22 protein-coding genes are annotated in these 26543 nt (G+C 36.7%); 20 read left to right on the forward strand and 2 right to left on the reverse strand.

Annotated elements, in window-relative coordinates; genetic code table 11:
* Nucleotides 1-6 precede the first annotated feature (6 nt).
* The 6 genes from I6U49_RS06795 to ligA all read left to right on the forward strand — a co-directional run bounded on the left by I6U49_RS06795 (nucleotide 7) and on the right by ligA (nucleotide 6552).
* On the forward strand, nucleotides 7-492 hold the full coding sequence (locus I6U49_RS06795; protein ID WP_198628089.1) for a GNAT family N-acetyltransferase: 486 nt from the start codon (nucleotides 7-9) through the stop codon (nucleotides 490-492).
* A 91-nt stretch (nucleotides 493-583) separates the two neighbouring features.
* The gene (gene prmC / locus I6U49_RS06800; RefSeq protein WP_198628090.1) at nucleotides 584-1438 is read left to right on the forward strand and encodes a peptide chain release factor N(5)-glutamine methyltransferase; all 855 of its coding nucleotides are present in this window, start codon (nucleotides 584-586) and stop codon (nucleotides 1436-1438) included.
* A 6-nt stretch (nucleotides 1439-1444) separates the two neighbouring features.
* Nucleotides 1445-1816, forward strand: coding sequence for a hypothetical protein (locus I6U49_RS06805; RefSeq protein ID WP_198628091.1), 372 nt, complete (start codon nucleotides 1445-1447; stop codon nucleotides 1814-1816).
* Between the two features lie 107 nt (nucleotides 1817-1923).
* Entirely contained in the window at nucleotides 1924-2532 is a 609-nt protein-coding gene (locus tag I6U49_RS06810) for an LOG family protein (protein ID WP_193711885.1), read from the forward strand.
* Between the two features lie 244 nt (nucleotides 2533-2776).
* Complete coding sequence (locus tag I6U49_RS06815) at nucleotides 2777-4069, forward strand: gliding motility protein GldB-related protein (protein ID WP_198628092.1); 1293 nt, start codon at nucleotides 2777-2779, stop codon at nucleotides 4067-4069.
* Between the two features lie 488 nt (nucleotides 4070-4557).
* Nucleotides 4558-6552 (forward strand): NAD-dependent DNA ligase LigA, encoded by a 1995-nt coding sequence (gene ligA / locus I6U49_RS06820; protein ID WP_198628093.1) that lies wholly within the window; start codon nucleotides 4558-4560, stop codon nucleotides 6550-6552.
* Nucleotides 6553-6708: 156 nt separating this feature from the next.
* Here ligA and I6U49_RS06825 read toward each other — a convergent pair whose 3' ends face one another.
* Both I6U49_RS06825 and I6U49_RS06830 read right to left on the reverse strand, forming a co-directional pair.
* Complete coding sequence (locus I6U49_RS06825; protein ID WP_198628094.1) at nucleotides 6709-7617, reverse strand: bifunctional metallophosphatase/5'-nucleotidase; 909 nt, start codon at nucleotides 7615-7617, stop codon at nucleotides 6709-6711.
* Nucleotides 7618-7743: 126 nt separating this feature from the next.
* Nucleotides 7744-8502, reverse strand: coding sequence for a 5'-nucleotidase C-terminal domain-containing protein (locus I6U49_RS06830; protein WP_198628095.1), 759 nt, complete (start codon nucleotides 8500-8502; stop codon nucleotides 7744-7746).
* A 531-nt stretch (nucleotides 8503-9033) separates the two neighbouring features.
* Between I6U49_RS06830 and I6U49_RS06835 the strand changes: the two genes are divergently transcribed.
* From I6U49_RS06835 to I6U49_RS06900, 14 genes are all read left to right on the forward strand, one after another.
* Nucleotides 9034-9405 carry a hypothetical protein gene (locus I6U49_RS06835; protein WP_198628096.1) on the forward strand — a complete coding sequence of 124 codons (372 nt, stop codon included), beginning with the start codon at nucleotides 9034-9036 and terminating at the stop codon, nucleotides 9403-9405.
* A 198-nt stretch (nucleotides 9406-9603) separates the two neighbouring features.
* Nucleotides 9604-10482 carry a 4-hydroxy-tetrahydrodipicolinate synthase gene (dapA, locus tag I6U49_RS06840; protein ID WP_198628097.1) on the forward strand — a complete coding sequence of 293 codons (879 nt, stop codon included), beginning with the start codon at nucleotides 9604-9606 and terminating at the stop codon, nucleotides 10480-10482.
* Nucleotides 10483-10825: 343 nt separating this feature from the next.
* On the forward strand, nucleotides 10826-11653 hold the full coding sequence (locus I6U49_RS06845) for an outer membrane protein assembly factor BamD (RefSeq protein WP_317191850.1): 828 nt from the start codon (nucleotides 10826-10828) through the stop codon (nucleotides 11651-11653).
* 13 nt (nucleotides 11654-11666) lie between these two features.
* Complete coding sequence (locus I6U49_RS06850) at nucleotides 11667-11999, forward strand: DNA-directed RNA polymerase subunit omega (RefSeq protein WP_193711841.1); 333 nt, start codon at nucleotides 11667-11669, stop codon at nucleotides 11997-11999.
* 5 nt (nucleotides 12000-12004) lie between these two features.
* Entirely contained in the window at nucleotides 12005-13210 is a 1206-nt protein-coding gene (gene coaBC, locus I6U49_RS06855) for a bifunctional phosphopantothenoylcysteine decarboxylase/phosphopantothenate--cysteine ligase CoaBC (RefSeq protein ID WP_198628099.1), read from the forward strand.
* Nucleotides 13203-14090 (forward strand): type IX secretion system protein PorD, encoded by an 888-nt coding sequence (gene porD / locus I6U49_RS06860; protein ID WP_198628100.1) that lies wholly within the window; start codon nucleotides 13203-13205, stop codon nucleotides 14088-14090. Before coaBC ends, porD begins: the two co-directional genes overlap by 8 nt.
* 158 nt (nucleotides 14091-14248) lie before the next feature.
* The gene (recN, locus tag I6U49_RS06865) at nucleotides 14249-15901 is read left to right on the forward strand and encodes a DNA repair protein RecN (protein ID WP_198628101.1); all 1653 of its coding nucleotides are present in this window, start codon (nucleotides 14249-14251) and stop codon (nucleotides 15899-15901) included.
* A gap of 156 nt (nucleotides 15902-16057) precedes the next feature.
* The gene (locus I6U49_RS06870; protein ID WP_193711837.1) at nucleotides 16058-16885 is read left to right on the forward strand and encodes an enoyl-ACP reductase FabI; all 828 of its coding nucleotides are present in this window, start codon (nucleotides 16058-16060) and stop codon (nucleotides 16883-16885) included.
* 501 nt (nucleotides 16886-17386) lie between these two features.
* Nucleotides 17387-18394: a glycosyltransferase gene (locus I6U49_RS06875; protein WP_198628102.1), complete on the forward strand. Its 1008-nt coding sequence runs from the start codon at nucleotides 17387-17389 to the stop codon at nucleotides 18392-18394.
* The gene (locus I6U49_RS06880; protein ID WP_193711835.1) at nucleotides 18387-19343 is read left to right on the forward strand and encodes a YbbR-like domain-containing protein; all 957 of its coding nucleotides are present in this window, start codon (nucleotides 18387-18389) and stop codon (nucleotides 19341-19343) included. The genes I6U49_RS06875 and I6U49_RS06880 overlap by 8 nt, the downstream gene beginning before the upstream one ends.
* Complete coding sequence (gene coaE, locus I6U49_RS06885) at nucleotides 19340-19930, forward strand: dephospho-CoA kinase (protein ID WP_193711834.1); 591 nt, start codon at nucleotides 19340-19342, stop codon at nucleotides 19928-19930. Before I6U49_RS06880 ends, coaE begins: the two co-directional genes overlap by 4 nt.
* Before the next feature lie 67 nt (nucleotides 19931-19997).
* The gene (locus tag I6U49_RS06890; RefSeq protein WP_193711833.1) at nucleotides 19998-21569 is read left to right on the forward strand and encodes a sensor histidine kinase; all 1572 of its coding nucleotides are present in this window, start codon (nucleotides 19998-20000) and stop codon (nucleotides 21567-21569) included.
* Nucleotides 21570-21573: 4 nt separating this feature from the next.
* Complete coding sequence (locus I6U49_RS06895; RefSeq protein WP_193711832.1) at nucleotides 21574-22296, forward strand: response regulator transcription factor; 723 nt, start codon at nucleotides 21574-21576, stop codon at nucleotides 22294-22296.
* Between the two features lie 440 nt (nucleotides 22297-22736).
* Nucleotides 22737-26282 (forward strand): HYR domain-containing protein, encoded by a 3546-nt coding sequence (locus I6U49_RS06900; protein ID WP_198628103.1) that lies wholly within the window; start codon nucleotides 22737-22739, stop codon nucleotides 26280-26282.
* The last annotated feature ends 261 nt before the right edge of the window (nucleotides 26283-26543 follow it).

Consider the following 26543-nt stretch of genomic DNA (forward strand, 5'->3'; position numbering starts at 1 on the left):
CCAAGAATGAGCATACTAAAAATACGCGAGATTCAAAAGGAAGACAACCAGCAAGTTGCCAAAGTGGTGAGAAAGGTTTTATTAGAAATGGGCGTTCCCAAAGTTGGTACTGCCTATGAAGATGAAGCCCTGGACAATATGTTTGCTACATATCAAAAGCCACGAATGGCCTACTTTGTGGTAGAAGAGAAAGGAGAAATTCTTGGTGGTGCGGGTATTGCCCCACTGGTGGGACTGGAAGAAAACATCTGTGAATTACAAAAAATGTATTTCCTGCCCGAGGCCCGTGGCAAAGGTTTAGGAGCAAAAATGATGGATGCCTGCCTGAAATTTGGTAAATCCCAGGGTTTTAAACAATGCTATATTGAAACTTTGCCTTATATGCAAGACGCAAGAAAACTTTACGCCCGTAGCGGATTTAGATCTTTAGAAAAACCGCTGGGAGAAACAGGTCATTATAATTGTACAATGTGGATGATTAAGGATATTTAAAAGTGAAGAGGAGGTGTTAAATACTTTTCCTAACCCACAAACAGAAATAACTGAAAACTTACACAGGAGAACTGATAACTCATAAATTTAAATGAAATTAAAAGCACAAAAAGAACTTTTTCTAGAAACGCTGGAAAAAGATTATCCGGTTGAAGAAGTGCTTTCATTTTTCTTTTTGCTCACTGAAGCATTTTTGGGAGTAAGGCGCTTAGACCTGGCTTTAGATCCGGATCTTGAAATAGAACCTGCTAATATAGGTAGGTTTGAAAATGCTTTAGCAAGGTTAAAAAATCATGAGCCTATTCAGTATATTATTGGGGAAACCGAGTTTTTCGGATTAACTTTTAGTGTAGATAATAATGTGCTGGTGCCAAGACCGGAAACAGAAGAACTAGTGCAATGGGTTTTAGAGGATTTTGCTCTGGAAGAAAAATCATTGAAAATTTTGGATATAGGGACCGGGAGTGGCTGTATTGCGATTTCCCTGGCAAGACATCTTCCTAAAGCTAAAGTTTCGGCCCTGGATATTTCTGATAAAGCCCTGGAAATTGCTAAAGCCAATGCAAAAAATAATGAGGTGGAAATTAGTTTTATTCAGCAGGATATTTTAAAAACCGAAACATTATCGGGCCATTGGGATATTATAGTATCTAACCCACCTTATGTGCGCGAGCTGGAAAAAAAGGAAATGCAACGAAATGTTTTGGACCATGAGCCTGAAACAGCTTTATATGTTAAAGATCAAGATCCTTTACTTTTTTATAATAAAATCACGAAATTAGCTAAGAAGGCCCTTAATCCTAAAGCAAAACTTTACTTTGAGATTAATCAATATCTCGCCGAAGAAACCAAAACAATGATGCAGAAGCAGGGTTTTATCTGTGAAAAGCGAAAAGATCTCTTTGGGAATTTTAGGATGTTAAAGGGAGTTGCATCAACTAATTAAAGTACTATGAGAAAATTTATTGGTTTGCTCATTTGCGCCTTTATCATGAACTCGTGTAACTTGTTTGAAGGAACCGGTGTTGATTTTGAAATAAAAAATAATACTAATGTTGTGTTACATAACGTACAGCTTAAAACAAACAAAGGTTCTAAAACTAAAATTTTTAATAGACTCGAGCCCGGTAAATCGGTTTCGGGTTTTTTGAAAATGAAAAAGGGCAAAGGTAATGGGGGTTATGTTCTGCAATATGAAAGGGAGGAGGAGAAAGCTGAGAAAATCATCAACGAAAAATTTTCTGATGGAAACGCCATGAGCCATAAATTGATTTTTGAGATCGAAGCAGATACTGTATATCTTGATATAGAGCATTATTATTAGTAATACCCTTGAGGCTTATTTCTATTAAATTGGGATGAGTTTACGCAAGGCTTTTGGTTGGGAAGGTTAGAAGTTTATCCCGGTAATTTTTAAACAAGAAAACATTTATTTTGGAAAAAAGCACTAAAAATAATCTTAAGAGTATTGCCGTTTTTTGCGCAAGTAGCGACGGAAATGATGAAAAAATATATGCCGAATCTTACCGCCTGGGCAAAACTTTAGCTCAAAAAAACATTCAATTGGTTTATGGAGGAAGTAAACTTGGTTTAATGGGGCAGGTAGCTACCGGCGCATTACAAAATAACGGAAAAGTAATTGGGGTGATTCCAGATTTTCTGAAAACAAAAGAATTGGTGCACACAGGTTTAAGCCGGTTAATTACCACGCGCGATATGCATGAGCGCAAGCTTAAAATCCATGAACTAAGCGACGGTTTTATAGCTCTTCCTGGTGGTTTTGGTACTTTTGAAGAACTTTTTGAAATTGTTACCTGGGCGCAGTTAGGACTGCATCAAAACCCCATTGGCTTATTAAATATCGACGGATTTTATGATGATTTAATAGCTATGCTTAAAACTATGGTTAGAAAAGGTTTGCTTAAAAAAGAGAATTTTGATCTTCTGATAATTGCTGAAAATACTGAAGAATTGTTGGAAAAAATGTACCACTTTAAGCCTATGCCTGTGCCTAAATGGATGCGTAAAGACCAGACTTAAAAAGGATTCTTAGAAATGAAAATCCAGAAGCTTCAAATATATTTATAATGTAGCTAGACAATTGCTGTTTTATAGGGAGCTATCAAATTTGAAACTTGCCGAATATAGATGATGGATTTAAAAGGAGATGCTTGGCATGTTTTAAGCTTTCCTGTCTATAGCTAAAAATCGATTAATTTCTGTGGTGGCGCCACTTTAGTGTAACAATCACTTTTCTTAATCGTCTTTAACAAAAACATAATTTATGAGGAAAATATTATTTTTCGTGCTTTTAATCATTTCTGTAGGCCAAATTAACGGACAGGAAAAACCTAGTATCTCGGAAATCATTAACGAGGCTAATACGCTCTATAAAGAGAAAAACTACAAGACCGCCAAAGACAAATATTTAAAAATAGTAGAACTAGCAGATTTTGAGTGGCAAAAAATGAATGCTACTTACAATGCTGCCCGTTGTTTAGCTTTGCAAAAAAAAGTAGATAGCGCTTTTGTTTTACTAGATGATGTTGTGAAGTATGGGTTTAAATATAAATCTTACCTTATGAAAGATTCCGATTTAGCTATTTTGCATAAAAATAAAAAGTGGGAAAAATTAGTAGATAAAATCCCTGAACCTAATTTGCCTAATAACGACCCAAATCGTGCTCAAATTGTTACGAGTGATATTCATAATTTTTGGCAAGCCTATAATTTAGTGCGAGAAGACTCTTTAAATGCAAAGAATATTTACAAAAAATACTATTTCGAGAAGGCTAGTGATGGTATGCAAGATTATATGGGTGTAAAAGTAAGTTCCATCGATTATTTTGTAAAACACGTTGAATCACATCCAAGATTATATAAAACGATAAAAGAGAACACTTTGATGGTCGATGAATATAAAAAAGGCATTCAAAGCAGTTTTAAGAATCTTAAAGAAATATACCCCAAAGCAATATTTCCAGATGTATATTTTATAATTGGTGCGTTTACAAGCGGTGGAACAGTTACACCTACAGGTTTGCTAATTGGTGTAAATCAAATGAGTGATGGAGAGGGAGTGGATACAGGAGAACTTGATTTTGGCGATAAATTATTGATGAATAAATCTAAATACCTCCCTAATGTGGTTGCTCATGAATTAATTCATTTTCAACAGGACGGAATGAAAAAAGATACAACCACTCTTGGATATGTAATACAAGAAGGGATGGCCGATTTTATTGGTGAATTGATTAGCGGGGAGACGCCCAATCGCAAAATTTTTGAATGGGCAAAAGGGAAGGAAAATAAAATATGGAGTGAATTTAAAAAGGATATGTATTATGATAGATACAATAATTGGATAGCTAACTATAAAACAGCTTCTGAAGATAGTTATCCAGATTTGGGTTATTGGGTTGGTTATGAGATTTGTAAATCTTACTATGAAAAATCAAAAGACAAAAGGCAGGCAATAAACGAAATGCTGAATATTCAAGATTATAAAGAATTTTTGAAGGACAGCAAATGGGAACACAAACTGAAAATAATAAATCAACGCGAAGAGCGTATATAAGAAATAGTGGTTTAAGGGCTTAAAATAAGGAGGTTTTGGTGAATATATTGCCAGTGCCAGGGCTGAAATTCACGCCAGGAATCTGCTGCTTTTTATTTACAATTAGGAATAAGGATAAAATATAATTGAATTTACCTCTTGCTAGGACTTCCGTAAACCTAAATCGGCCATTTTCTCGAATAAAAATTTTTTTAGTATTAGTGAAGTTTGACTTGCACCTAAAAATATTCAGAGGAAATTCAATTTTCTAAATATTAATTGTAAACTTGATATATGTGATGGCAGTTTTAAGCTGTTTTGTGTAGTTGGTGAAGATGAAAGCTTGTCTGTAGGTATTTTTCAAAACCTTAAAAACTGGTTTCCCGCCAAAAGTCCCAATGGTAAATTTCAATTTGAAATAAAATTTACACAGCATGGAAAAAAACATTGCCTTATTTTTGAAAACGATAAACTAAAAACTCAGCAATAATTTAGCAGTTCTCCTTTTTATGACTATCCAGGAAAAGATTAAACAATTACGAGAAGAATTACATAGGCACAATTACCTATATTATATTGAAGATAAACCTGAAATAAGCGATTATGACTTTGATATGAAGCTAAAAGAGCTTCAGCAACTGGAAGAGCAGCATCCCGAATTTGAGGATAGCAACTCGCCAACAAGACGTGTAGGGGGCGCGATAACTAAAAATTTCAATACTGTTGTTCACGATCATAGAATGTATTCGCTTTCCAATTCCTATTCGAAGGAAGAGTTAGAAGACTGGGAAAAACGTATTGAAAAAGCTATTGGAGGGAAAGTGCAGTATGTTTGCGAGTTAAAATATGATGGTGCTTCCATTAGTCTTACCTATGAAAATGGTATGTTAAAACGTGCTGTTACACGGGGTGACGGTTTTCAGGGAGACGATGTTACCAATAATATAAAAACAATAAAATCTGTACCCTTAAAATTAAAGGGCGATTTCCCTAAGAAATTTGATATTAGGGGAGAGATTGTTTTGCCGTATGAAGGTTTTGCGAAGATGAATGCAGAAAGAATAGAAGCAGGCGAAGAACCTTATGCTAACCCCAGGAACACCGCCTCTGGAAGCCTGAAACTTCAGGATAGTGCCGAGGTTGCCAAAAGACCTTTGGATTGCTTGTTGTATAGCCTGGTAGCCGATAGCTTACCGGTAAAATCTCAATTTGAAGGCCTTGAAAAAGCAAGGGAGTGGGGTTTTAAAGTTCCGGCTGAAGCGGAATTAAAAAACAGTATTGCCGAGGTACTGGAGTATGTGAATTACTGGGATCAGTACCGCCACGATCTTCCTTATGAAACCGATGGCGTGGTGGTAAAAGTAAATAGTTTTGATCAACAAGACGAGCTGGGGTATACAGCTAAATCACCTCGTTGGGCCATGGCCTATAAGTTTAAGGCAGAGCAAGAAAGTACAAAACTGAATAAAATTACCTACCAGGTAGGCAGGACAGGTGCAATAACCCCCGTGGCTAATCTCGATCCGGTGCAATTGGCGGGAACTACGGTAAAGCGGGCTTCTTTGCACAATGCCGACCAGATTGAAAAATTGGACGTAAGGGAAGGGGATATCGTTTTTGTAGAAAAAGGAGGTGAAATTATTCCAAAAATTGTAGGTGTAGATTTTACACAAAGAGATCCGGCAACCCCCGAAACCCAGTATGCTGAAACCTGCCCTGAATGCGATAGCGAGTTAGTTAGAAAAGAAGGGGAAGCACAACATTACTGCCCTAATTATCATGGTTGCCCCCCGCAAATTATTGGGAGGATTCAACATTTTATTTCACGAAAAGCAATGGATATTGAAGGCCTGGGCGGGGAAACAGTTGCTTTATTAGTGAATGCTAATTTAATTGCCAATTACGCCGATTTATATACGCTAAAAAAAGAGGATGTTCTTCCCCTGGAACGAATGGCAGAGAAATCGGCTGATAACCTAATTAATGGTATTGAAAAGTCTAAAGAAATTCCCTTTGAACGTGTTTTGTTTGCTCTTGGTATTAGGTATGTAGGGGAAACAGTAGCTAAAAAACTGGCGATATATTATAAAAGTATAGATGCATTAGCTTCAGCGAATATCGAAGACCTTACCTCAGTTGATGAAATAGGGGAACGCATTGCACAAAGTGTCACCGACTTCTTTGCTTCAGAAGAGAATAAAGTAATTATTGAGCGTCTTAAAGATTACGGGCTTCAATTAGAAATAGCTGTTGAGGAACTGGAAAACCAGAGTGATAAACTGGGAGGAAATACTTTTGTAATTTCGGGGGTTTTTGAAAAGGTTTCCAGGAATGAACTCAAGAAAATGATAGAAGATAACGGAGGGAAGGTCTCCGGATCTATTTCGGGAAAAACAAATTATTTAGTAGCCGGGGACAATATGGGGCCTAGTAAACTCACAAAAGCAGAAAAATTGGGGACTACAATTATAAGTGAAGATGAGTTTTTGGAGATGCTTGATTAATTTTTTTTGAGTTCGTTTTTCCATCAATAGAAAAAATGAGCTTTAGTATTAATAGGTACGAAGTTTTTATAAAACCCATAGAAAAGCCTTTGTTTATTGGCAACGCCAAAGGGTGTAATACCCCGAGGTAGTTTGCTGAGGTTTAAGCTTTAAAGCTTAAACCTCAATTTTTAATCCATTAGCTTCAATATTATTTTTATCGTCTAAATAAAAATCAATTCTTCCCAGGTAAAGGCCATAACAGCCTACCTGATTTACCAGGACTTTTTTACCTGCTTTATTTGTTTCAACAGTAGGTTTTTCTAAAAAAGTATGGGTGTGACCGCCAATAATAAGGTCAATGTTTTCTGTGGCTTTTGCTAGTTTAAGGTCAGAGACTTTGTCGCTATTGTATTTGTAGCCTAAGTGCGAAAGGCAAATTACCAGGTCGCATTTTTTTTCTTCTTTTAAAATTCGGCTTTGATCTTGTGCAATTTCTATAGGATCCAGGTATTTAGTTTCTTTGTAAAGACTATCGTTTACCAGCCCTTGTAATTCAACCCCCAAACCAAAAACGCCAATTTTAACTCCGTCTTTTGTAAAAACTTTATGTTGGTGGGTATGGCCATCCAGTACAGTATTGCTGAAGTCGTAATTAGAGGAAATAAAACTGAATTTGGCATGTGGGAGTTGCGCAAGCAACCCATCTATACCATTGTCAAAATCGTGGTTTCCTATGGTAGCAGCATCGTATTGCATTTTACTCATTAGTTTGAACTCCAATTCACCCCCATAGAAATTAAAGTATGGTGTGCCCTGGAAAATATCTCCCGCGTCTAACAATAGCGTATTTGGATTTTCATTTTTAATCTGCTCAATTAAAGTTGCCCGCCTGGCAACACCACCCATATTTGGATTTCTGGAATCATCGGGGCCAAAAGGCTCAATATGGCTGTGAACATCGTTGGTATGCAGAATGGTAATATGCTTTTTATAATTTGGCTTAAAAGAAAATGTGCTTAAACCACCAATTCCTATAAACGCGGTTGCTGCCGAGGTTTGTTGAATAAAATTTCTTCTTTTCATTATTTCCTTCTCAATAATCGAAATTTAGATAGCTGTATGTGAATTTCGAAATTAAAAACTTAATTAATAGACTTTTATAAAGTCTCTTTGTTGGCACCGCCAAAGGGTGTAATACCCCGAGGTAGTTTACTGTCTAATAAACCTATTGTCTTTAGTTACTTTTAAGGTGTCTACTTTTTTAAAATAATCTATAATAGCATTACGTAACTTATAATTTATTTTAGTTAGGCCTACCGGATTCTTAAAAAACAGCATATTATCGCCCCCTTGCTGTAAATAGTCTGAGGTGGCTACAAAATAAGTCTTGTCTTTTTCTATTTTTTTTCCTTTTATTTCTGCGCTTTTAACTTTATAATTTTTATTCATTATAATTTGAATGCCACTTACAGGATGGGCAGTTTTTGCACGCTCAAGATAAGTAAGCATTTCTTTGATTTTTGCTCCAGAAATTTCAGCAATCACAATTTCATTCTCAAAAGGCATTAGTGCGTAGGCGCTTCTGGTAGATATTTTTCCTTTATTTAAGCCAGCTCTAATTCCGCCGTGATTAAGCAGAACCATATCTATCTCGTTTCCTGTTCTGCTTTTAAAAACAGGACCGGCTTGTTCCATAACCACATCGGCCATTAAATTACCAATGGCAGTATTTAAATCGCCGTCGCTTTTTACCATAGCTCGCGGATTATAAGCTAATGTGCTATCTAAAGTTTTATTTAAATGCTCTTTAAAAGGAGTTATAAACTCTTTAATTTCAGCATTGGATTCAATCTTGTTATCTATAGCGATACGCTGCCCTTTAACTTTAGCCGTTTCAATAGAATCGTCTTTACAGCTCAGTATAATTAGGGCAAAGAATACGCAATTAATCAATTTGAATAATTTCATCTTTATTTTATTAAAAATGCAAAGATAAATAGATTATCTGTGTAGTTAAGGTTTTGTCTTTTAAAACTATAGCGGTAATTCAGCGAGGAAAATAGATGTTTTGTCGAAAAATGGGAGACAAGCTTAAAAATGAGCCTTGCTATCCCTCTAAAAAAGAAATTTAACAATATTATTTTTTTATTTTCGGCAGGCAAATGAATGAAAATGAGTTTTTTTCAATATTTATTACTTCTTTTCCTTCCGGTATTGAGCGTAAATATATATGCTGCAATAGGGGATTTGAATTGGTTGATGCGGCTAACTCAGCTTCTATTTATTGTAGGTGTTTTTGTTATATACGTAAGGCGCAATAAAAAAATCGGCTTTAATGCATTGTGTTTTTTTGTTTTTTTCTTCCTGGCTCAGCTTGTAGGGCTCTTTTTTCATTCAGATACCTTTTCATTTCTTTTACTTCTCTTCTATATAGGTGGTTATTTTTGCTTGTGTAGAGAGGCTTTTCAAAACACTCAAAGACAGGCTGCCACTAAAAGTATGCTTATATACTTTCTGCTTTTAATAAGTGTAAACACCTATCTTTTGTTTACCCATGTAACAGAACTCAAAGATTATATGAGTAATGATTTAGAGTTTGCGGTATATATACTTTATTATCTTAATTTATTGATTCTGGGGATAGTTGGACTTATCTATTACCTGAATTCCTACTCAAGAAAATCGGTATACTTTATTACCCTGATGCTTTCATTTATTTTTTCTGATGTTTTAAGGGATGGAGCACATTTTTATTTAAACGACTCTGCAATTTTAATCACCGGTAATTTATTATGGTTTACGGGTTTAATATTTTGCTTGCTTTTCTTCCTTACCCCAGAGCGTAAGCTTAGGCTAATGAACCTGGTTTAAATGATATAAGAAACATTGTATTCTGTTCATTTTTTAACAGAAAAAATAAAGCTGTTAAATATGTGCTTCATTTAAAAACCGAAGCTAAGTTTTGCTTTTAAACATATACAAAATCAATACATTTGTCTCCCAAAAATCTTGCGGTTTTAATTTAAAAATGGCAAGCCTTTTGGATTATCATCAAAATAAAAAAATATAATGAAATCATTTATTGGTACCGGTGTAGCTTTAATAACTCCTTTTAAGGAAGACTTATCGGTAGATGTACAAGCACTGGAGAACCTGGTAGAGAGCCAGATTGAGAACGGAGTAGATTACCTGGTGGTTTTAGGAACAACCGCCGAAAGTGCCAGTCTTGATAAAGAAGAAAAGCAACTAGTAAAAAATACCGTAGTTAAGCAGAATAATAACCGACTTCCTCTGGTTTTAGGCCTTGGTGGAAATAATACCCGTTTGGTATGTGAAGAGTTGAAAGCTGAAGATTTTACAGGTTTTGACGCCATACTTTCTGTTTCTCCTTTTTATAATAAACCAACCCAGGAAGGAATCTATCAGCACTTTAAAGCGGTGTCTACTGCTTCTCCTTTGCCCATAATTCTTTATAATGTACCGGGGAGAACTGCATCTAATATGCTGCCGGAAACTATAAATCGTATAGCAAGGGATTTTGAAAATGTAATCGGGGTTAAAGAAGCTGCCGGAGATATGGTGCAGGCAATGAAATTAATAAGTTTGGTACCGGAAGATTTTTTCGTGATTTCAGGAGACGATATGCTTACCCTGCCTATGACCTTGGCCGGGGGTAAAGGAGTAATTTCTGTGATTGCACAGGGCTTACCTGCCGAGTTCTCTAAAATGGTGTCGCTGGGCTTAGATGGTAAATCGGCCGAAGCTTATAAACTTCATTATAAAATACAACACTCTATAGATTTAATTTTTGCCGAAGGAAATCCGGCCGGAATTAAAGCCTTGTTGGCCCAAAAAGGGAGCATTGAGAATTATGTGAGATTACCTTTAGTAAAGGCTACACCTGAACTTCAGCAGCAAATTCAGGATTTTCTTAGCAATTTTAAATAATGTATCTAAATCTCGATTCTCGAGTATCTTTTAAAAACTAATAACAGAGACTGTCTGAAAAGTCTAGTTTCGTCAGGCTGAATCTGCCAATCCATTTAGGCGGACTTTTTTTAGCTTCTAACATGTTTTGAATACCAACATCTTAGATTCTGAAATAACCCCGATAGCTTTCGGGGTAGAATGACGATTTAAAAGCTTTTCAGATAGTCTTACTTTTTTCAGTAATAACTTATTTTTTTTCTTCATAATATAATAAAAAGGGAGTTAGAAGGTTGTTTAAGGCTATAGCACAAAGTTTTTTTTATACTGAAGAAAAATGTACTTTTGCCAGATGTTTTTACAAATGATGAAGAAAGCAATTTTATTAGCAGCAGTTTTAATGCTCACTGTATCCTGCGGGGAATATCAGGACTTACTTAAAAGCGATGATAGCGGAAAGAAATATTCTTATGCTGAACAGCTTTATAACGAAGCCCAGGAAAATGGAGATAAGCGTAAGTATCGCAAGGCCTTAAGGTTGTTTGAACAAATTGTTCCGCAATACCGTGGAAAACCTCAAGGGGAGAAGCTTAGTTTCTTATTTGCCAATACTTATTACGAATTAGGTGATTATTACCTTTCTTCTTATGAATTTGAGCGTTTTCAGCAATCTTACCCTAATAGTGAAAAAGTAGAAGAAGCTGCTTATAAAAAGGCTAGAAGCTTTTATGAACTTTCACCAAGGTATGATTTAGATCAAACCGATACTAATAAAGCTGTTACAGAGTTACAGGCTTATTTAAATACATTTCCGGAAGGGGAGTACGTAGATAGGGCCAATGAGATGGCGACCGAGTTGCGTATAAAACTAGAGAAAAAAGAATTCGAAATAGCTAAGCAATATCATTTAACAGGCGAGGCCAGAGCCGGAAACTACAGGGCTGCTATTACTTCATTTACAAACTTTTTGGCCGATAATCCCGGTTCTCCTTTTAGGGAATCTGCCCAATATTATAGATTCGATTCTGCCTATAGATTAGCAATTAATAGCTTTAGGAGTTTAATGGAAGAACGCCTTAATGAAGCACTCGAGTTTTACGAAACCTATAAAAAATATTATCCGGAAGGCGAATATATGGCGCCAATGGAAGCTTCGGCAGAAGATATAAAATCACGCTTACAAAATTTTTAATAGTAGAAGAAAGATGGATATTAAAAAGACAGACGCACCAATTAACACAATTACCTTCGATAAAAACAAGGTAGACGAGCCAACAGGTAATATATACGAGGCTATTTCGGTGGTTGCTAAAAGAGCTAATCAAATTAATTCTGAGATCAAAAAGGAATTATTGGAAAAGCTTGATGAGTTTGCTACGTACAACGATAGTCTTGACGAGATTTTTGAAAACAAAGAGCAAATAGAGGTTTCTAAGTTTTATGAAAAACTTCCAAAACCACATGCGCTTGCTATGCAAGAATGGTTAGATGGTAAAATCTATTACCGAAACACAAAAGATTCTGAAGCAGAAGCTTAAGCAAGATGTCTGTACTAAAAGGCAAAAAAGTACTTCTTGGTATTAGTGGCGGTATTGCTGCTTATAAATCTGCTTTTTTAGTACGTTTATTTATTAAGGCCGGTGCGCAGGTAAAAGTTATCATGACGCCGGCTGCCAAAGAATTTGTAACCCCGCTCACCTTATCTACTTTATCAAAAAATGAGGTGTTTTCTTCTTTTACCGAAGATGATGAAGATGAGCAATGGAACAATCATGTAGAACTCGGCCTTTGGGCCGATTTTATGCTTCTAGCCCCTGCAACAGCCAATACCTTGTCTAAAATGGCTTCGGGCAATAGCGATAATTTTTTGCTGGCAACCTATCTCTCGGCCAAATGCCCGGTGTTTTTTGCGCCTGCAATGGATTTAGATATGTTTAAGCATCCTTCCACAACCAATAGTTTTGAAACCTTAAAGTCTTACCAAAATATTATGATTCCGGCAGGAACAGGTGAACTTGCCAGTGGTTTAACAGGTGAGGGGAGAATGGCAGAGCCTGAAGTGATTATAGATTTTTTAGAAAATTATTTTTCTGAAAGCCTACCCTTAAAGGGGAAGAAGCTGTTAATAACCGCCGGGCCAACTTACGAGGCTATAGATCCGGTACGCTTTATAGGAAATCATTCCAGTGGTAAAATGGGCTTTGAATTGGCTAAAAAAGCCGCCGATTTTGGTGCTGAGGTAATTCTAATTTCTGGTCCTACTCACCTAGAAATTAATGATTCAAGGATTAATTTAATACGTGTGGTGAGTACAGGCGAAATGTATACCGCCGTGCATAATTATTTTGAAGATGTTGATGTGGCTATTGCAGCTGCTGCGGTTTCAGATTATACCCCAAAAAATGTAGCTACACAAAAAATTAAAAAGGCCGATGAGAATTTAAGCCTGGAGCTTACCAAAACCCCGGATATTCTCTTATCTATGGGTAAAAAGAAAACCCATCAAAAACTTATTGGCTTTGCCCTGGAAACCAATAACGAACTTGTGCATGCAAGAGAAAAGCTGCTTAAGAAAAATCTAGACTTTATTGTGCTTAATTCTATGAATGATGCCGGTGCCGGCTTTAAAAAAGACACGAATAAAGTTACTTTGGTCTATAAAGATTCAGAAAAAGCCTTTGATCTTAAATCCAAGGCAGAAGTGGCTGCTGATATTATAAATGAAATTGTACATTTGTTAGATGCGTAACTTTCTGTTTTTTATTTTTTTACTTGCCGGGATGACTTCTACCCGTGCCCAGGAGCTCAATTGCGAAATAGTAATAAATACCGAACAAACAGGTCAAAGCAATCTTTCTGTTTTTAGAACTTTAGAGAACTCACTACGGGAATTTGTAAATCAAACTTCCTGGACCAGTAAAGAATTTGAACCGGGAGAACGTATTAATTGTAGTATGTTTATTACTATAAACGAGTTTGAAGGCGAATCGTTTAGTGGTACCATCCAGGTGCAATCTTCAAGGCCGGTATATGGTACTAATATGGTTAGCCCTGTTTTTAATTTTAACGATAATCAATTCAGTTTTAATTACAGGGAATATGAGCCGTTAAATTATAGTCAGAACTCTTTTTCCAATAATCTGGTTTCTGTGGTTTCTTTTTATGTGTATACTATTTTAGGTTTGGATGCCGATACTTTTGCTAAAGAGGGCGGAACCGATTATTACCAGGAAGCTAATCAAATTGTAAATACAGCGCAACAAAGCGGAAGGACAGGCTGGAACGGTGCCGATGGCCAAAACTCGCGTTTTAGGTTGAATTCCGATTTGCTTTCTAATATGTTTACCGAATATCGTACTGCTTTATACCAATATCATCGCCAGGGATTAGATGTAATGCATAAAGATCCTGAAGCCGGGAAAATAGCTATTGCCGATGCGATAGAAAGCTTAAACACTATGAATTCCCGACGGGCAAATTCTTTGCTACTAAGGAGCCTTTTTGATGCCAAAGCCGATGAAATTAGTCAGATTTTTAGTGATGGGCCAGATATTAACCGCCCTGGCTTTAAAGAAACTTTAAGTGGTCTTGCTCCGCGTTATTCCAGAAATTGGAGAAACCTGCAATAGGCTTTTTAAGTTTATAATCTTAATTTAGGTAGATTTTTATTTTTAAAACCTGTTTAATTCAAATTCTTAGAGTTACCAAAACTTATGGAATCAATCCAAAAGTTTATTGTTGATTGGGAATAATTTCTCCCTTATATTTAGCCAAAATTTAGTTTACATTGCTTACAGCTCTATCTATAAAAAATTACGCCTTAATTGAAGATATAAATATTAGGCTTCAGGAAGGTTTTACGATAATTACAGGCGAAACAGGTGCCGGTAAATCTATTATGTTGGGTGCACTTGGCCTCCTTTTAGGAAACCGCGCCGATTATGGTAGTATTAGGGACACAGATAAAAAGTGTGTAATAGAAGGCTCTTTTAATATTGCTAATTACAGATTAAAAGATTTCTTCGAGTCGGCAGATCTGGATTATGAGGAAAATACAATTATTAGGCGCGAAATTTTGTCTTCGGGAAAATCCCGGGCCTTTGTAAACGATACGCCGGTAAAGTTAACTTCGTTGCAAAAACTTGGGCAGTATTTAATAGATATTCACAGTCAGCACGAAACTTTAAGTTTGGGTAATAACGATTATCAATTTCAGGTAATTGATACCATTGCCCATAGTGATGCTTTATTATTGGAGTATAAAACCGAACGTAGATCATACAAAGACCTTCAAAAAAAGCTTGAGGATTTAAAAGAGCAGCAGGCGCAGGCCACCAAAGAATATGATTATAACCTGTTTTTGTTAAACGAGCTTGAAGAAGCGCGCTTAGAGGAAGGAATACAGGAAGAACTGGAAGCCCGCTATGAAGAATTAAGCAATGTGGAAGAGCTAACCGAAAACCTAAGTTCGGCCTTAAATTTATTAGAACAGGAGGAAATTGGAAGTTTAGATAGTTTAAAACAGACGCGAGCTTCCCTGTCTAAAATAGCCGGTTTATCTTCAAATTATGAAAATTTTCATCAGCGAATTGAAAGTGTAATTATTGAATTAGATGATCTTTCAGGCGAACTAAGCCAGGCTTTAGAAAATATAGAGGCTAATCCTGAAGAGCTTGAAGCAACCAACCAAAAACTTCAGGTGATCTATAATTTACAGAAAAAACATTCCGCAGAAAATATCGCCGAATTATTACAGATAAAAGAGGAATTGCAGGAAAAAGTAGCTGTAAGTGAAAATGCCGAAAATGCGCTTTCTGAAATAGAAAAGGCTATTGTTAAGCAGGAAAGTAAATTGGGCGCTATTGCCGATAAGCTTCATGAAAAACGAAAAGCCATCGTTCCTACTTTTATTAAAGAAGTAGAATTTTTATTAAACGACCTGGGAATGCCAAACGCACGTTTAAAAATAGAACTTAAAAAAGCAGGCGGTTTTCTAGCGAATGGCAGGGACGAATTATTCTGGTACCTGGCAGCTAATAAAGGTGGTGATTTTAAAGAAATTAAAAAAGCAGCTTCCGGAGGGGAACTTTCCAGGATTATGTTGGCGGTAAAAAGTATTTTGGCGGCCCAAAGTAAACTTCCTACTATTATTTTTGATGAAATAGATACAGGGGTTTCCGGTGACATAGCGCAAAAAATGGCCGGTATTTTACAGCGTATGGGGAATTCTATGCAGGTAATTGCTATTACTCACCTGCCGCAAATTGCCGGTAAGGGAAATAGTCATTTTAAAATTTTTAAAGAAGATTCAGTCAATGCTACAACCACTAAAATTAAGGAATTAGAAGCTGAGCAAAGAATTGAAGAACTAGCCCTTATGCTTGGTGGGGCAACAATTGGAAAGTCGGCAATGGCACATGCAAGAGCACTTCTGGATTAAAACTATGGGCTGATTGTAATTTTGCTATCTTTACCGCAAAATTGGGAGCTAAAGCACTTTGAGGCTTGCTTCGAAATTTAATATTTATCATTACAAATACCTTTTTGAGTTTTCTCTGAGGTAATTAAGCTAACAACCACGAAAAAATATATCACTATGTCATACAACCTGTTAAAAGGAAAAAAAGGAATTATTTTTGGCGCTTTAGATGAAAATTCCATTGCCTGGAAAACCGCCGAAAGAGTGAAAGAAGAAGGTGGGGAATTTGTGCTTACCAATGCTCCTATTGCGTTAAGAATGGGCACTATTGATAAACTGGCCGAAAAGACCGGTTCGCAAGTTATTCCTGCTGATGCTACTAACCTGGAAGATCTGGAAAACCTGGTTGAAAAATCTATGGAAATCCTGGGTGGGAAAATAGACTTTGTACTTCACGCTATTGGGATGTCGGTAAACGTAAGAAAAGGAAATCATTATACAGAGCAGAATTACGATTTCACCCAAAAGGGGTGGGATATTTCTGCGGTGTCTTTTCATAAAACCATGCAGGTACTTTACAAGAAAGAAGCGATGAACGAGTGGGGAAGTATTGTAGCACTTAGCTATATGGCCGCACAGCGTGTATTTCCCGATTATAATGATATGGCCGATAATAAAGCCTTTTTAGAGTCTATTGCCCGCAGCTTTGGTTATTTCTTTGGGAAAGATCACAAAGTAAGAGTGAACACTATTTCACAGTCCCCAACCCCAACCACTGCAGGACAGGGTGTAAAAGGATTTGACGGATTTATCGCCTATGCCGATAAAATGTCTCCACTTGGTAATGCAACCGCGTTAGAGTGTGCCGATTATACCGTGAGCCTTTTCTCTGATCTTACTAAAAAAGTTACTCTTCAAAATCTTTTCCACGATGGTGGTTTTGCCAATATGGGCGTAAGCCAGGAAGTTATGGAGTCTTTTATTAAAGGACAGGAGGAAAAATAAAATTTATTCGCGCTGAACTTGTTTTATGTATGGGTTTTTAACTAAGCCTATACCCTGAAACAAGTTCAGGGTGACTTTTTTTTCATGTCATGCTGAACCTACCCGATGGGTCAGGTGGGCTTGTTTTAGGGTCTAATATGATGGGAACTCCACTCAACCTGGATTCTGAAACAAGTTCAGAATGACGAAAAAAACAACGTCATGCTGAACTCATTTCAGCACCTATTGTGATATGCGCTTTTGCTCAACTTAGACCTCCGATGAAATCGGAGAAAGCACTGAAACCAGTTCAGGCTAAGTAGAAAAGTAGTTTCAGCGTAATATTGATTTAGAATAAAGAGTTCACAATTAAGGTCACGCTGAATTTATTTCAGCGTTTAGTTTGAATAAAAGTTCTCACAACTTATACCTCCGATAGAAATCGGAGCAGGTTCTGAAAAAAGTTAATGGTGACGTTAAGAAGAAATATTTAATTAAAAATCTTCAAATTCTATTTAAAGCATGGCCCCGGATTATTCTTTTGTAATTCCCGTGTACAATCGCCCCGATGAGGTGAGGGAGTTGTTGGAAAGCATGCTTAAGCTTAAATTTTCACGAGATTTTGAGATTGTTATTGTGGAAGACGGCTCTAATATTTCTTCCCAAAAAATCGTAGAAGATTTTCAGGATAAGCTGTCTATTAGTTATTATTTTAAACCGAATTCCGGTCCCGGCGATTCCCGAAATTTTGGAATGAAAAAAGCCAAAGGGAATTACTTTCTTATTTTAGATTCTGATGTTTTATTACCACAAAATTATCTGCAGGAAATAGATAGTTTCCTTAAGAAAAATTATTGTGATTGCTTTGGTGGACCAGACGCTTCACACCCTTCATTTAGCAAAACCCAAAAAGCCATAGATTATGCCATGACCTCCTTTTTTACTACCGGGGGGATTAGGGGTAAAAAATCTTCGGTGAACAATTTTCAGCCCAGGAGTTTTAATATGGGAATTTCCCAAAAAGCCTTTAAAGCATCAGGCGGATTTGGACAAATTCATCCGGGCGAGGATCCCGATCTTTCACTTCGGCTAAAAAAAATGGGCTTTAAACTCTGTCTTATCCCCAAAGCTGTGGTTTTTCATAAACGCCGTATAGACTGGTCTAAATTTTATATCCAGGTGAAAAAATTTGGCCTGGTAAGACCAATCCTTAACCAGTGGCATAAAGGTTCTGCCAGGATTACCTATTGGTTCCCGGCGGTTTTTGCATTTGGGCTTTTGTTTGCTATTTTGATTTTAAAATTCGGATTTTGGTGGTTATTTCTATTATATGTTTTATATTTTGTACTTATAGCCACCCACGCTGCTATTAAAAATAGAAGTTTAGAAATTGGCTTTTTGGCTGTTTATGCTACATTGGTACAATTTCTTGGTTATGGGTACGGTTTTATAACGTCGGTTTGGTATATTCAAATTTTAAAAAAAGACCCTCAATTAAAATTTCCGAATTTATTCTTTAAAAATGTTTAAAAACATAGAATTTAAACGAATTTCTGTAAAAAAATCTAGCCTAAAGACCTTTGGGTTCTTTTTGCTGTTCTCTTCTTTTATATGGTTTTCAGTGCAAATTTCTAAAGAGTATACGCAAATAATAGACATTCCGGTTTCTTATGTAAACATTCCTTTAGACAAGAGTATAACTAAAGAAAGACCCGGCTTTTTAAAATTAAGGATTCAGGATAAGGGTTTTGCTATTTGGTATTATAAACTTTTTAAGCCCAGGGTAGAACTGGATCTTGGAAAAGCCTTAGAGCAGAATGGGGCCCTGGTTTATAACTTTGAAGCTAACCGGGAGACACTGGAAGACCAGGTTAATATTAATTTCGAAAAAGCCCGGTTTTTACAGGAAAGTATCGCCATAGCATATCAAGCTAAAAAAGTAAAAAAGATAAAGATAAAGCCCAGGATAGACTTAAGTTATGCAGTAGGTTATTCGGCTAGCAGAGAGATAAAACTAACTCCTGATTCTATAAAAGTAAGCGGCCCCGAAAACATTATTGATACTTTACAGAGCCTGCAAACGGTGAAATTACAGGTGAGCAATATTAAAACTGATGTTTCGGGTAGTGTGAGAGTAGATACTTCTAAGCTTGGGATGCTTAGCTTTTATACCACAAAAGTGAACTATAGCCAGGAGGTAGAAAAATTTACGGAAGGCAGCGTTAAAGTTCCGGTAACAGTCTTAAACCTACCTGAGAATACCAATATCTCTATATTTCCCAAACAGGTTCTGGTATATTTTCAGGTAAATTTAAAGCAATATGAAATGGTAAAACCCGAAGATTTTAGCGTGGTTTGCGATTTTAATGATATAAGTGAGGGAGATGACTTTATAATTGCCAGTATTGCGAAGTCCCCCTCTTTTGTTAGAAACCTTAGACTTAACGAACGTAAAATTCAATTTGTAATAAAAAGATGATGGTAGTGGGGCTAACAGGCGGTATTGGTAGTGGGAAAACTACAGTGGCGGGTTTCTTTAAAGAGAAAAACGTGCCGATTTATATTGCAGATGATGCCGGGAAACGCCTGCTGGAAACTTCAGCAGAAATAAGGGAACATGTAATAAAATTAATAGGAGAAAAAGCTTACACCGATACTGCTCCCAATCGCAAGTACATTGCTTCTGTAGTATTTAAGGATTCAGAAAAATTAGAAGCTTTAAATAAAATAATCCATCCGGCGGTAGCAAAAGATTTTGAAAACTGGCAACGTAAACAAAAGGCCGCTTATGTAATTTACGAAGCCGCGATTCTGTTTGAAGCAGGTGGATATAAAAAATGCGATATAAATATTTTGGTTACCGCAACCAAAGAAGAAAAGCTTAAAAGATTGCAGGAACGTGACCAAAGTACTATTTCTGAAATTGAAGCACGAATGGAGAAACAATGGAGCGATGAGCAGAAGAGAAAACTGGCTGATTTTGAAATTGAAAACCACGATTTAACCCTTACCAGAAGCCGGGTTGACGAATTACATGAGATTATCTTAAAACGAGGTAAAAATTAGCAGAAGTTTTGTTAACATTTGGTTAAACGATTGACGCCCTAAATGTTAAAATATTACTTTTGGGCACATGAATAAGAAGCTTTTTTTACTGCTTGTAATCTTAATGAGCCTGTCCCTAATAGGTATTATTTTCGTACAGGGATACTGGATTAAGAGTACTGTAGATGATAAAGAAGCACAATTTACCTACGACGTTAAACAGGTGCTTTTGCGCGTGGCAAACCAAATTCAAAATCAGGAAATTGAAGATTACTGGATTAAATTTAAGGATGCCGATAGCACCAATAGTCGGTTAGAATCTTCTACCGTTACCGAATATTCTTACGTAAATCAGAATAAATTAAGAAACCAAACCCTTTTTCATTCAGATGCTATTTTAGAGGAAGATTATAAGGTTTCTTCCAGCTTTATAGAATCGGCAAGGGATAGTATTCCGTTCACCAAGCTTATCAATAAAAAAGTGACCAAAATTGTAAACAGTCGCAATAAAATAGATGGGCGGGAATTAAGTTCACAGCAGCAAATAGAGCGTATTATTCGAATGGACGAATATGAGAAAAATTTGTTGAAAGAATATATAGCCGATCATACCAGTAAGTTGCCTTTGCACCAAAGGGTAAGTGAACAAACTATAGAAAGGCTACTTGCCCAGGAGCTTAGCAATCGTGAGATAGCATCAGAGTTTGAGTATGGGGTTTATAGCAATAGTATTTCTACAAATTTGCATAGCGATGATTTTTCGCTTAGCCACCCGGCCACCTATGGTGTGCCACTTTTTGCAGACGACCTTGGGAATAGCAATTACCAGTTGTTGGTTAATTTCACCGAAAAGAAAAAAGTAGTGCTCTCTTCGGTAACTTTAATGGCATCACTTTCTATAATTTTTACCCTAATTATTGTAGTTGCGTATTCCAGCGCATTATCGCAATTGATAAAACAACGGCAAATCTCCCAGATAAAAACCGATTTTATCAATAATATGACCCACGAATTTAAAACACCTATCGCCACGATTAACCTGGCTTTAGATGCGATAAAAAACCCTAAGATTAGCGAAGATGAAGAAAAGAAAAGGCGCTATCTTAAAATGATTCGTGACGAAAATAAACGTATGCACGCCCAGGTAGAAAATGTTTTGCGCATTTCCAAACTTGAAAAAAACGAGCTGGACCTTAAAAAAGAAAGGCTGCAGTTACATGAAATTGTGGAAGATGCCATTACCCACATAGAACTTATAGTAGAAGATCGCGGCGGTTATGTACAAACCCATTTTGGAGCCTTACGCTCTTCAATTTTGGCCAATCAGGATCATTTTACCAATGTAATGGTTAATATGCTGGACAATGCTGTAAAATACTCAGACGATCGCCCCAAAATTGATATTTATACCGAAAATGTTAAGAACTACATCATTCTAAAAATCCGGGATCAGGGAATAGGAATGTCTAAGTTGGTTCAAAAGAAAATATTTGAAAAATTTTATCGCGAACATACCGGAGATATCCATAATGTAAAAGGCCACGGCTTAGGTTTGGCGTATGCCAAGCGAATTATAGAAGACCATCATGGACAGGTTTGGGTGGAAAGCGAAAAAGGAAAAGGAAGCACATTTATAATTAAATTACCTCTAATATCTTAAATATATGGAAACTGAAGACAAGAAAATTTTGTTAGTAGAAGACGATCCAAACTTTGGAACGGTCTTAAAAGATTATTTGGCGATGAACGATTACGAAGTAACGCATGCCAAAAACGGAATGGAAGGATTTGAAAAGTTTAAAAAAGACGATTTCGACCTTTGTATCCTGGATGTAATGATGCCTTACAAAGATGGTTTTACCCTGGCTAAGGAAATAAGGGAGAAAAACGAAGATATTCCAATTATTTTCCTAACCGCTAAAGCGATGAAGGAAGATGTACTTAAAGGTTATAAGGTAGGAGCAGACGATTACCTAAACAAACCTTTTGATAGTGAAGTATTGCTTATGAAGATTAAAGCCATTATGCAGCGCAAAGCTACAGATAGTGTGGCAGACTCTAAGCAGTTTGAATTTGAAATTGGTTCGTTTCATTTAAACTCTAAATTAAGGTTCTTAACTTTTAAAGAGGAAGAACCACAAAAACTATCTCCAAAAGAGAACGAGTTGTTGCGTTTGCTGGCCCTGCACGAAAACGATTTGATGCCAAGGGAGCTGGCACTTACCAAAATTTGGAGAGACGATAATTACTTTACTTCCAGAAGTATGGATGTATATATCGCCAAACTGCGTAAATACCTTAAAAAAGACGAGAATGTTGAAATTTTAAATATTCACGGCGAAGGATTTAGGTTGGTGGTAAAAAACCAGGAAAACGCCGAAGCATAAGGCAAGGCGGTTTTTTCAGTTTCCGGGAATAATGAGAGTGGCGTAAATGTATATTTTCGTCCATTTAAGATTTATCGTAATGCTGAGTTATTTCGGCGTCACATGTTTCGTTCTATCGTCTTGCTGAATTTATTTCAGCATCTAAGTTGATAGGGATTCTAACATGTTAGATCGCCGAAAGAATTCGTGGTAGGCTCTGTAACTAGCATGCCTGAACGGATATGCAATTAAGCATGACGATATTTAGACGAAGAGTCTTAAGCAAAAAGGCTGCTCTCATTGTTTTCCTCCCCGGGATTTTTTGTTAAACTTTACGCGCTATGCCCGGAGAGCGGTTTTCGGCTGCTTTTAAATTACGGAAAGCCGTAGAATTAACGTTATTTTTTAAGCTTTCCCATTACAAGTTTTATCTTTACTGCCGGAGGTGCTAATACCCGGCTATGAAACACGATTACTTTACATTACCCGGCTTTTCTTTTCGGCTAAGGCCGTGCAGTCTTTCTATAGCACTTTTTTTACTTATTTTTTTATTGAATGTTAGTTTTGGCTTTGGGCAGCATCCTGAAACTACACCACCCGAGTATGACTGGTATGATGATATAAATCTACCAAGTATAGGTTTGTCAAATCTAATTACAGACGATATTGTAGTTGCTTCAGATATAGATTCTTCTGGGATTATTTATATTTTAACTTTTGGAAACGGTGTAAAAAAAAGAAATCCAGAGGGTGGAAGTCCTGAAGTATTTATTCCAGGCAATCAATTTGAAAGTCCACTAGATTTAGAAATTGATAGTCAAGGTAATGTTTATGTTGCGGATTACTTTGCTCAAGATGATGGAGAGGATAATGGGAAAGTTAAAGTTTATAGTCCTGAGGGAAATTATCTTCGAACGATTTTTACGGATTTTTACAGACCAGTTGGTTTAGCTATAGATAATGAAGATAATATTTATGTTGCCGAATATAATGATGCAAAACAGGGGCCAGAACAAGATCAAGTTTTAAGTAGATTAAGTATTTATGATTCTATCGGAGGAATAATTGATAGAACTGATGAAAATCTTGAAGCACCATATCGCGTAGCTGTAGATTCTAATCAAAGAGTTTTTATAAGTCAGGCGGGGGATGGTAATCCGCAGGTTTTAATTTTTAATTCTGATCTAGACTATCAAGGTGTTATGCCCGGGATAGATTCTCCAGGTAGCATTGTCATTGATAAATTTGATTTTATTCACATAGTTGAATATTCTGGGAGAGTTGATTTTATTGAATTTTTGACAATTTCTGATGCGGGCGATGCAATTGCAATTGCAGGAGATATTTATGAAGGGATTCAGAAAGAAGTTTTTTTTATTAGAATATTCGATAAATCTCTAAATGCAGTAGGAATTGAAAAAGATAGATTAGAATTTCCTCTTGACATTGCTTTCAATGATTGTGCGAAAATGATTGTGCTGAATTCGGATGTGGAGGGTGTAAGTCTTGGATTCTTTATACCCACTAATTTATATTTCTCACTAGAATTTTTTAATCGCACTCCATCTTTCGATACAGAAAATCCAATCGCATTATGTAAAAGCGGATTAGATTTCACTTTAGAGAATGGAGAAGTTACGATTACAGCCGAAGAAATTGATGGCGGTTCTACCGATAATTGCGAAATAGCAGAAATGGATATTTCTCCTTCTGTTTTCACCGAAACCGGAACTAAAAATGTTACTTTAACTGTTACTGACAATAATGGCAATACGAATACTTGTATTGCTCAAGTAAACATTCTTCCGGGGGATGAAGTAGATCCCGAAGTAACTTGTCCTTCTAATTCTGAACTTGACCCTCTTTCCTTAGACCAGAACTGCGATTATCGATTACCGGAGTTTGAGGCAATTATTGAAACTAAAAATTTTGATGATCTAAACTTTCAAATAACAGAAAATCGAATTGATAATATTTTAAATGTTGAAGTTGAGGTTTTAGAGGGAAGTCAACTTATTGAAACTTGCGAGCTTCAGTTTGAATTAGTTGATAAAACGCCGCCAATAATTACTTGTCCCCAAAATATTACTGGGAAAATTCCAGCTGGAGAGGATTCGATAGAGATAAATTACACGTTACCTTCGGTTTTAGATAATTGCAGCCAAAACCTTGTTCCAGAATTGATTTCTGGGCCTGAGTCTGGAAGTGAATTTCAGGAAGGAACTTATAAGATTGAATTTGAAGTGACAGATGAAGCAAATAATACGGAAACCTGTGATTTTACAATTACGGTAAGTCAGGCTGAGGCTCAGCCCGAAGTAACTTGCCCTTCGAATGCAGAATTAGCACCTCTTTCTTTAGACCAAAACTGCGATTATGAATTGCCCAATTGGACCGATATAATTGAAACCGAGAATTTCGATGATTTAGATTTTTCGGTAAGTGAAAACCGAATTGATAATATTTTAAATGTTGAAGTTGAGGTTTTAGAGGGAAGTCAACTTATTGAAACTTGCGAGCTTCAGTTTGAATTAGTTGATGAAACGCCGCCAATAATTACTTGTCCCCAAAATATCACTAAGAAAATTCCTGAAGGAGATACTTCAATAACTATATATTACAATTTACCTGTAGTTTCAGATAACTGCAGCCAAAACCTTGTTCCAGAATTGATTTCCGGGCCTGAGTCGGGAAGTGAATTTCAGGAAGGAACTTATAAGGTTGAATTTGAAGTAGTTGATGACGCAGGCTTAAGTGTAACCTGTAACTTTACGATTACGGTAACTCAAGTAAACCCCAACGCACCGGAAATAGATTGTGTAAACCACGAGCTTTTCCTTGATGAAAACGGACAGGCAGTTTTAAATCCCGGGGATCTTTTGGTTGGCGAGCCCGGTAACTTGATAATAACTGCAGATAAAGTGAATTTTGACTGTACTAATTTAGGAGCAAATGATGTTATTTTAACAGCAACCGATCCTGAAACCGGTTTAAGCAGTACTTGTTCCACCAATATTTTTATAATAGATGATATTTTTCCGGTAGCAAGCTGTAAAATAGATTATAAAGTGTATCTGGACAATAGCGGCAATGCCACTTTAGCTCCCGAAGACCTAAATAACAATTCTACCGATAATTGTGGGATTGTTTCCATGGCCTTAAGTCAGACCGAATTTACCCGCGCCGATCTTGGTGAAGTACCTATAATTTTGACTGTACGCGACGAAGCCGGAAATATGGATTCCTGTGAAACTACCGTAGAAGTAGTAGAGGAAGCTTCGGGCAATTTTGAATGCCGCGAGAGCATAGTGGTTTATCTAGATGAAAACGGAGAGGCCGGCCTAGGCTTGGAAGAGCTTTATACCGGAGATACAAGTGGAATAACCCTGGAAGCAAGTCAGTTAAGATTTAACTGTAAGGATGTGGGGAAGGTTTCTGTTCAACTGGATTATTCTGGTGCACAAACCGGGAATTGTAGCATTAGTGTAGAAGTGCGGGATGAAATCGCCCCAGAGATTATTACAGACGTGGTAGAACTTAGTCTGGATGCTGAAGGTTTTGCTTATTTAGAAGAAAACGATGTTTTAGTGCAGGATAATTGTAGCCGGGAGTTTGTTTATCGTTTCGGGAAATCGGTTTTTAGCTGTGAAGATGTAGGCTCCAACACTATAAATGTTGAGGTGGAAGATATAAACGGTAATATCGCTACTAAAAATATTGAAGTGAGGGTAAATGGAGAAGCTTGCAAAACTCCAGACGATTTAAAGTTTTTATTTATCTATCCAAACCCCAATAACGGTATTTTTACCATTGTGACCCCCGATGGTATGACGGTAGAAAAGGTACGTGTTTTCGATTCCCGGGGGCGTTACATTCTACAGCAAAATTATAATGTGAGTGGCCGATTTTACCGAATGAGCATCGAAGCAGTGGCCGAATCGGTTTACACCCTGCAAATTTTCACCAACAAAGGCATTGTTGTAAAACGAGTGATTGTTAGTAGGTAGGGCTCGGTAAGCGGTAAGTAGTTGGCAGTTACAGTTTGCAGATTACCGTGATTGCGAACACGCTGTTACTTCTAGTTTCTAGACGTGAGTCGGGATATATCGAGAAGTGTTTTTAGTTCCCACTTCACAAGATTCTCGGTACGCCGTTATTTTCGTTTGCACGCAAATACCGCCACTCGAATTGACGCTCTCCACTTAGTAACAAACCTGGAATTATAAAAGCACAGCTTGCCACAATGGCTAACGCTGCTTCGCATTGAA

This window comes from Salegentibacter maritimus, assembly GCF_016236915.1.
In the GTDB taxonomy this organism is placed as follows: domain Bacteria; phylum Bacteroidota; class Bacteroidia; order Flavobacteriales; family Flavobacteriaceae; genus Salegentibacter; species Salegentibacter maritimus.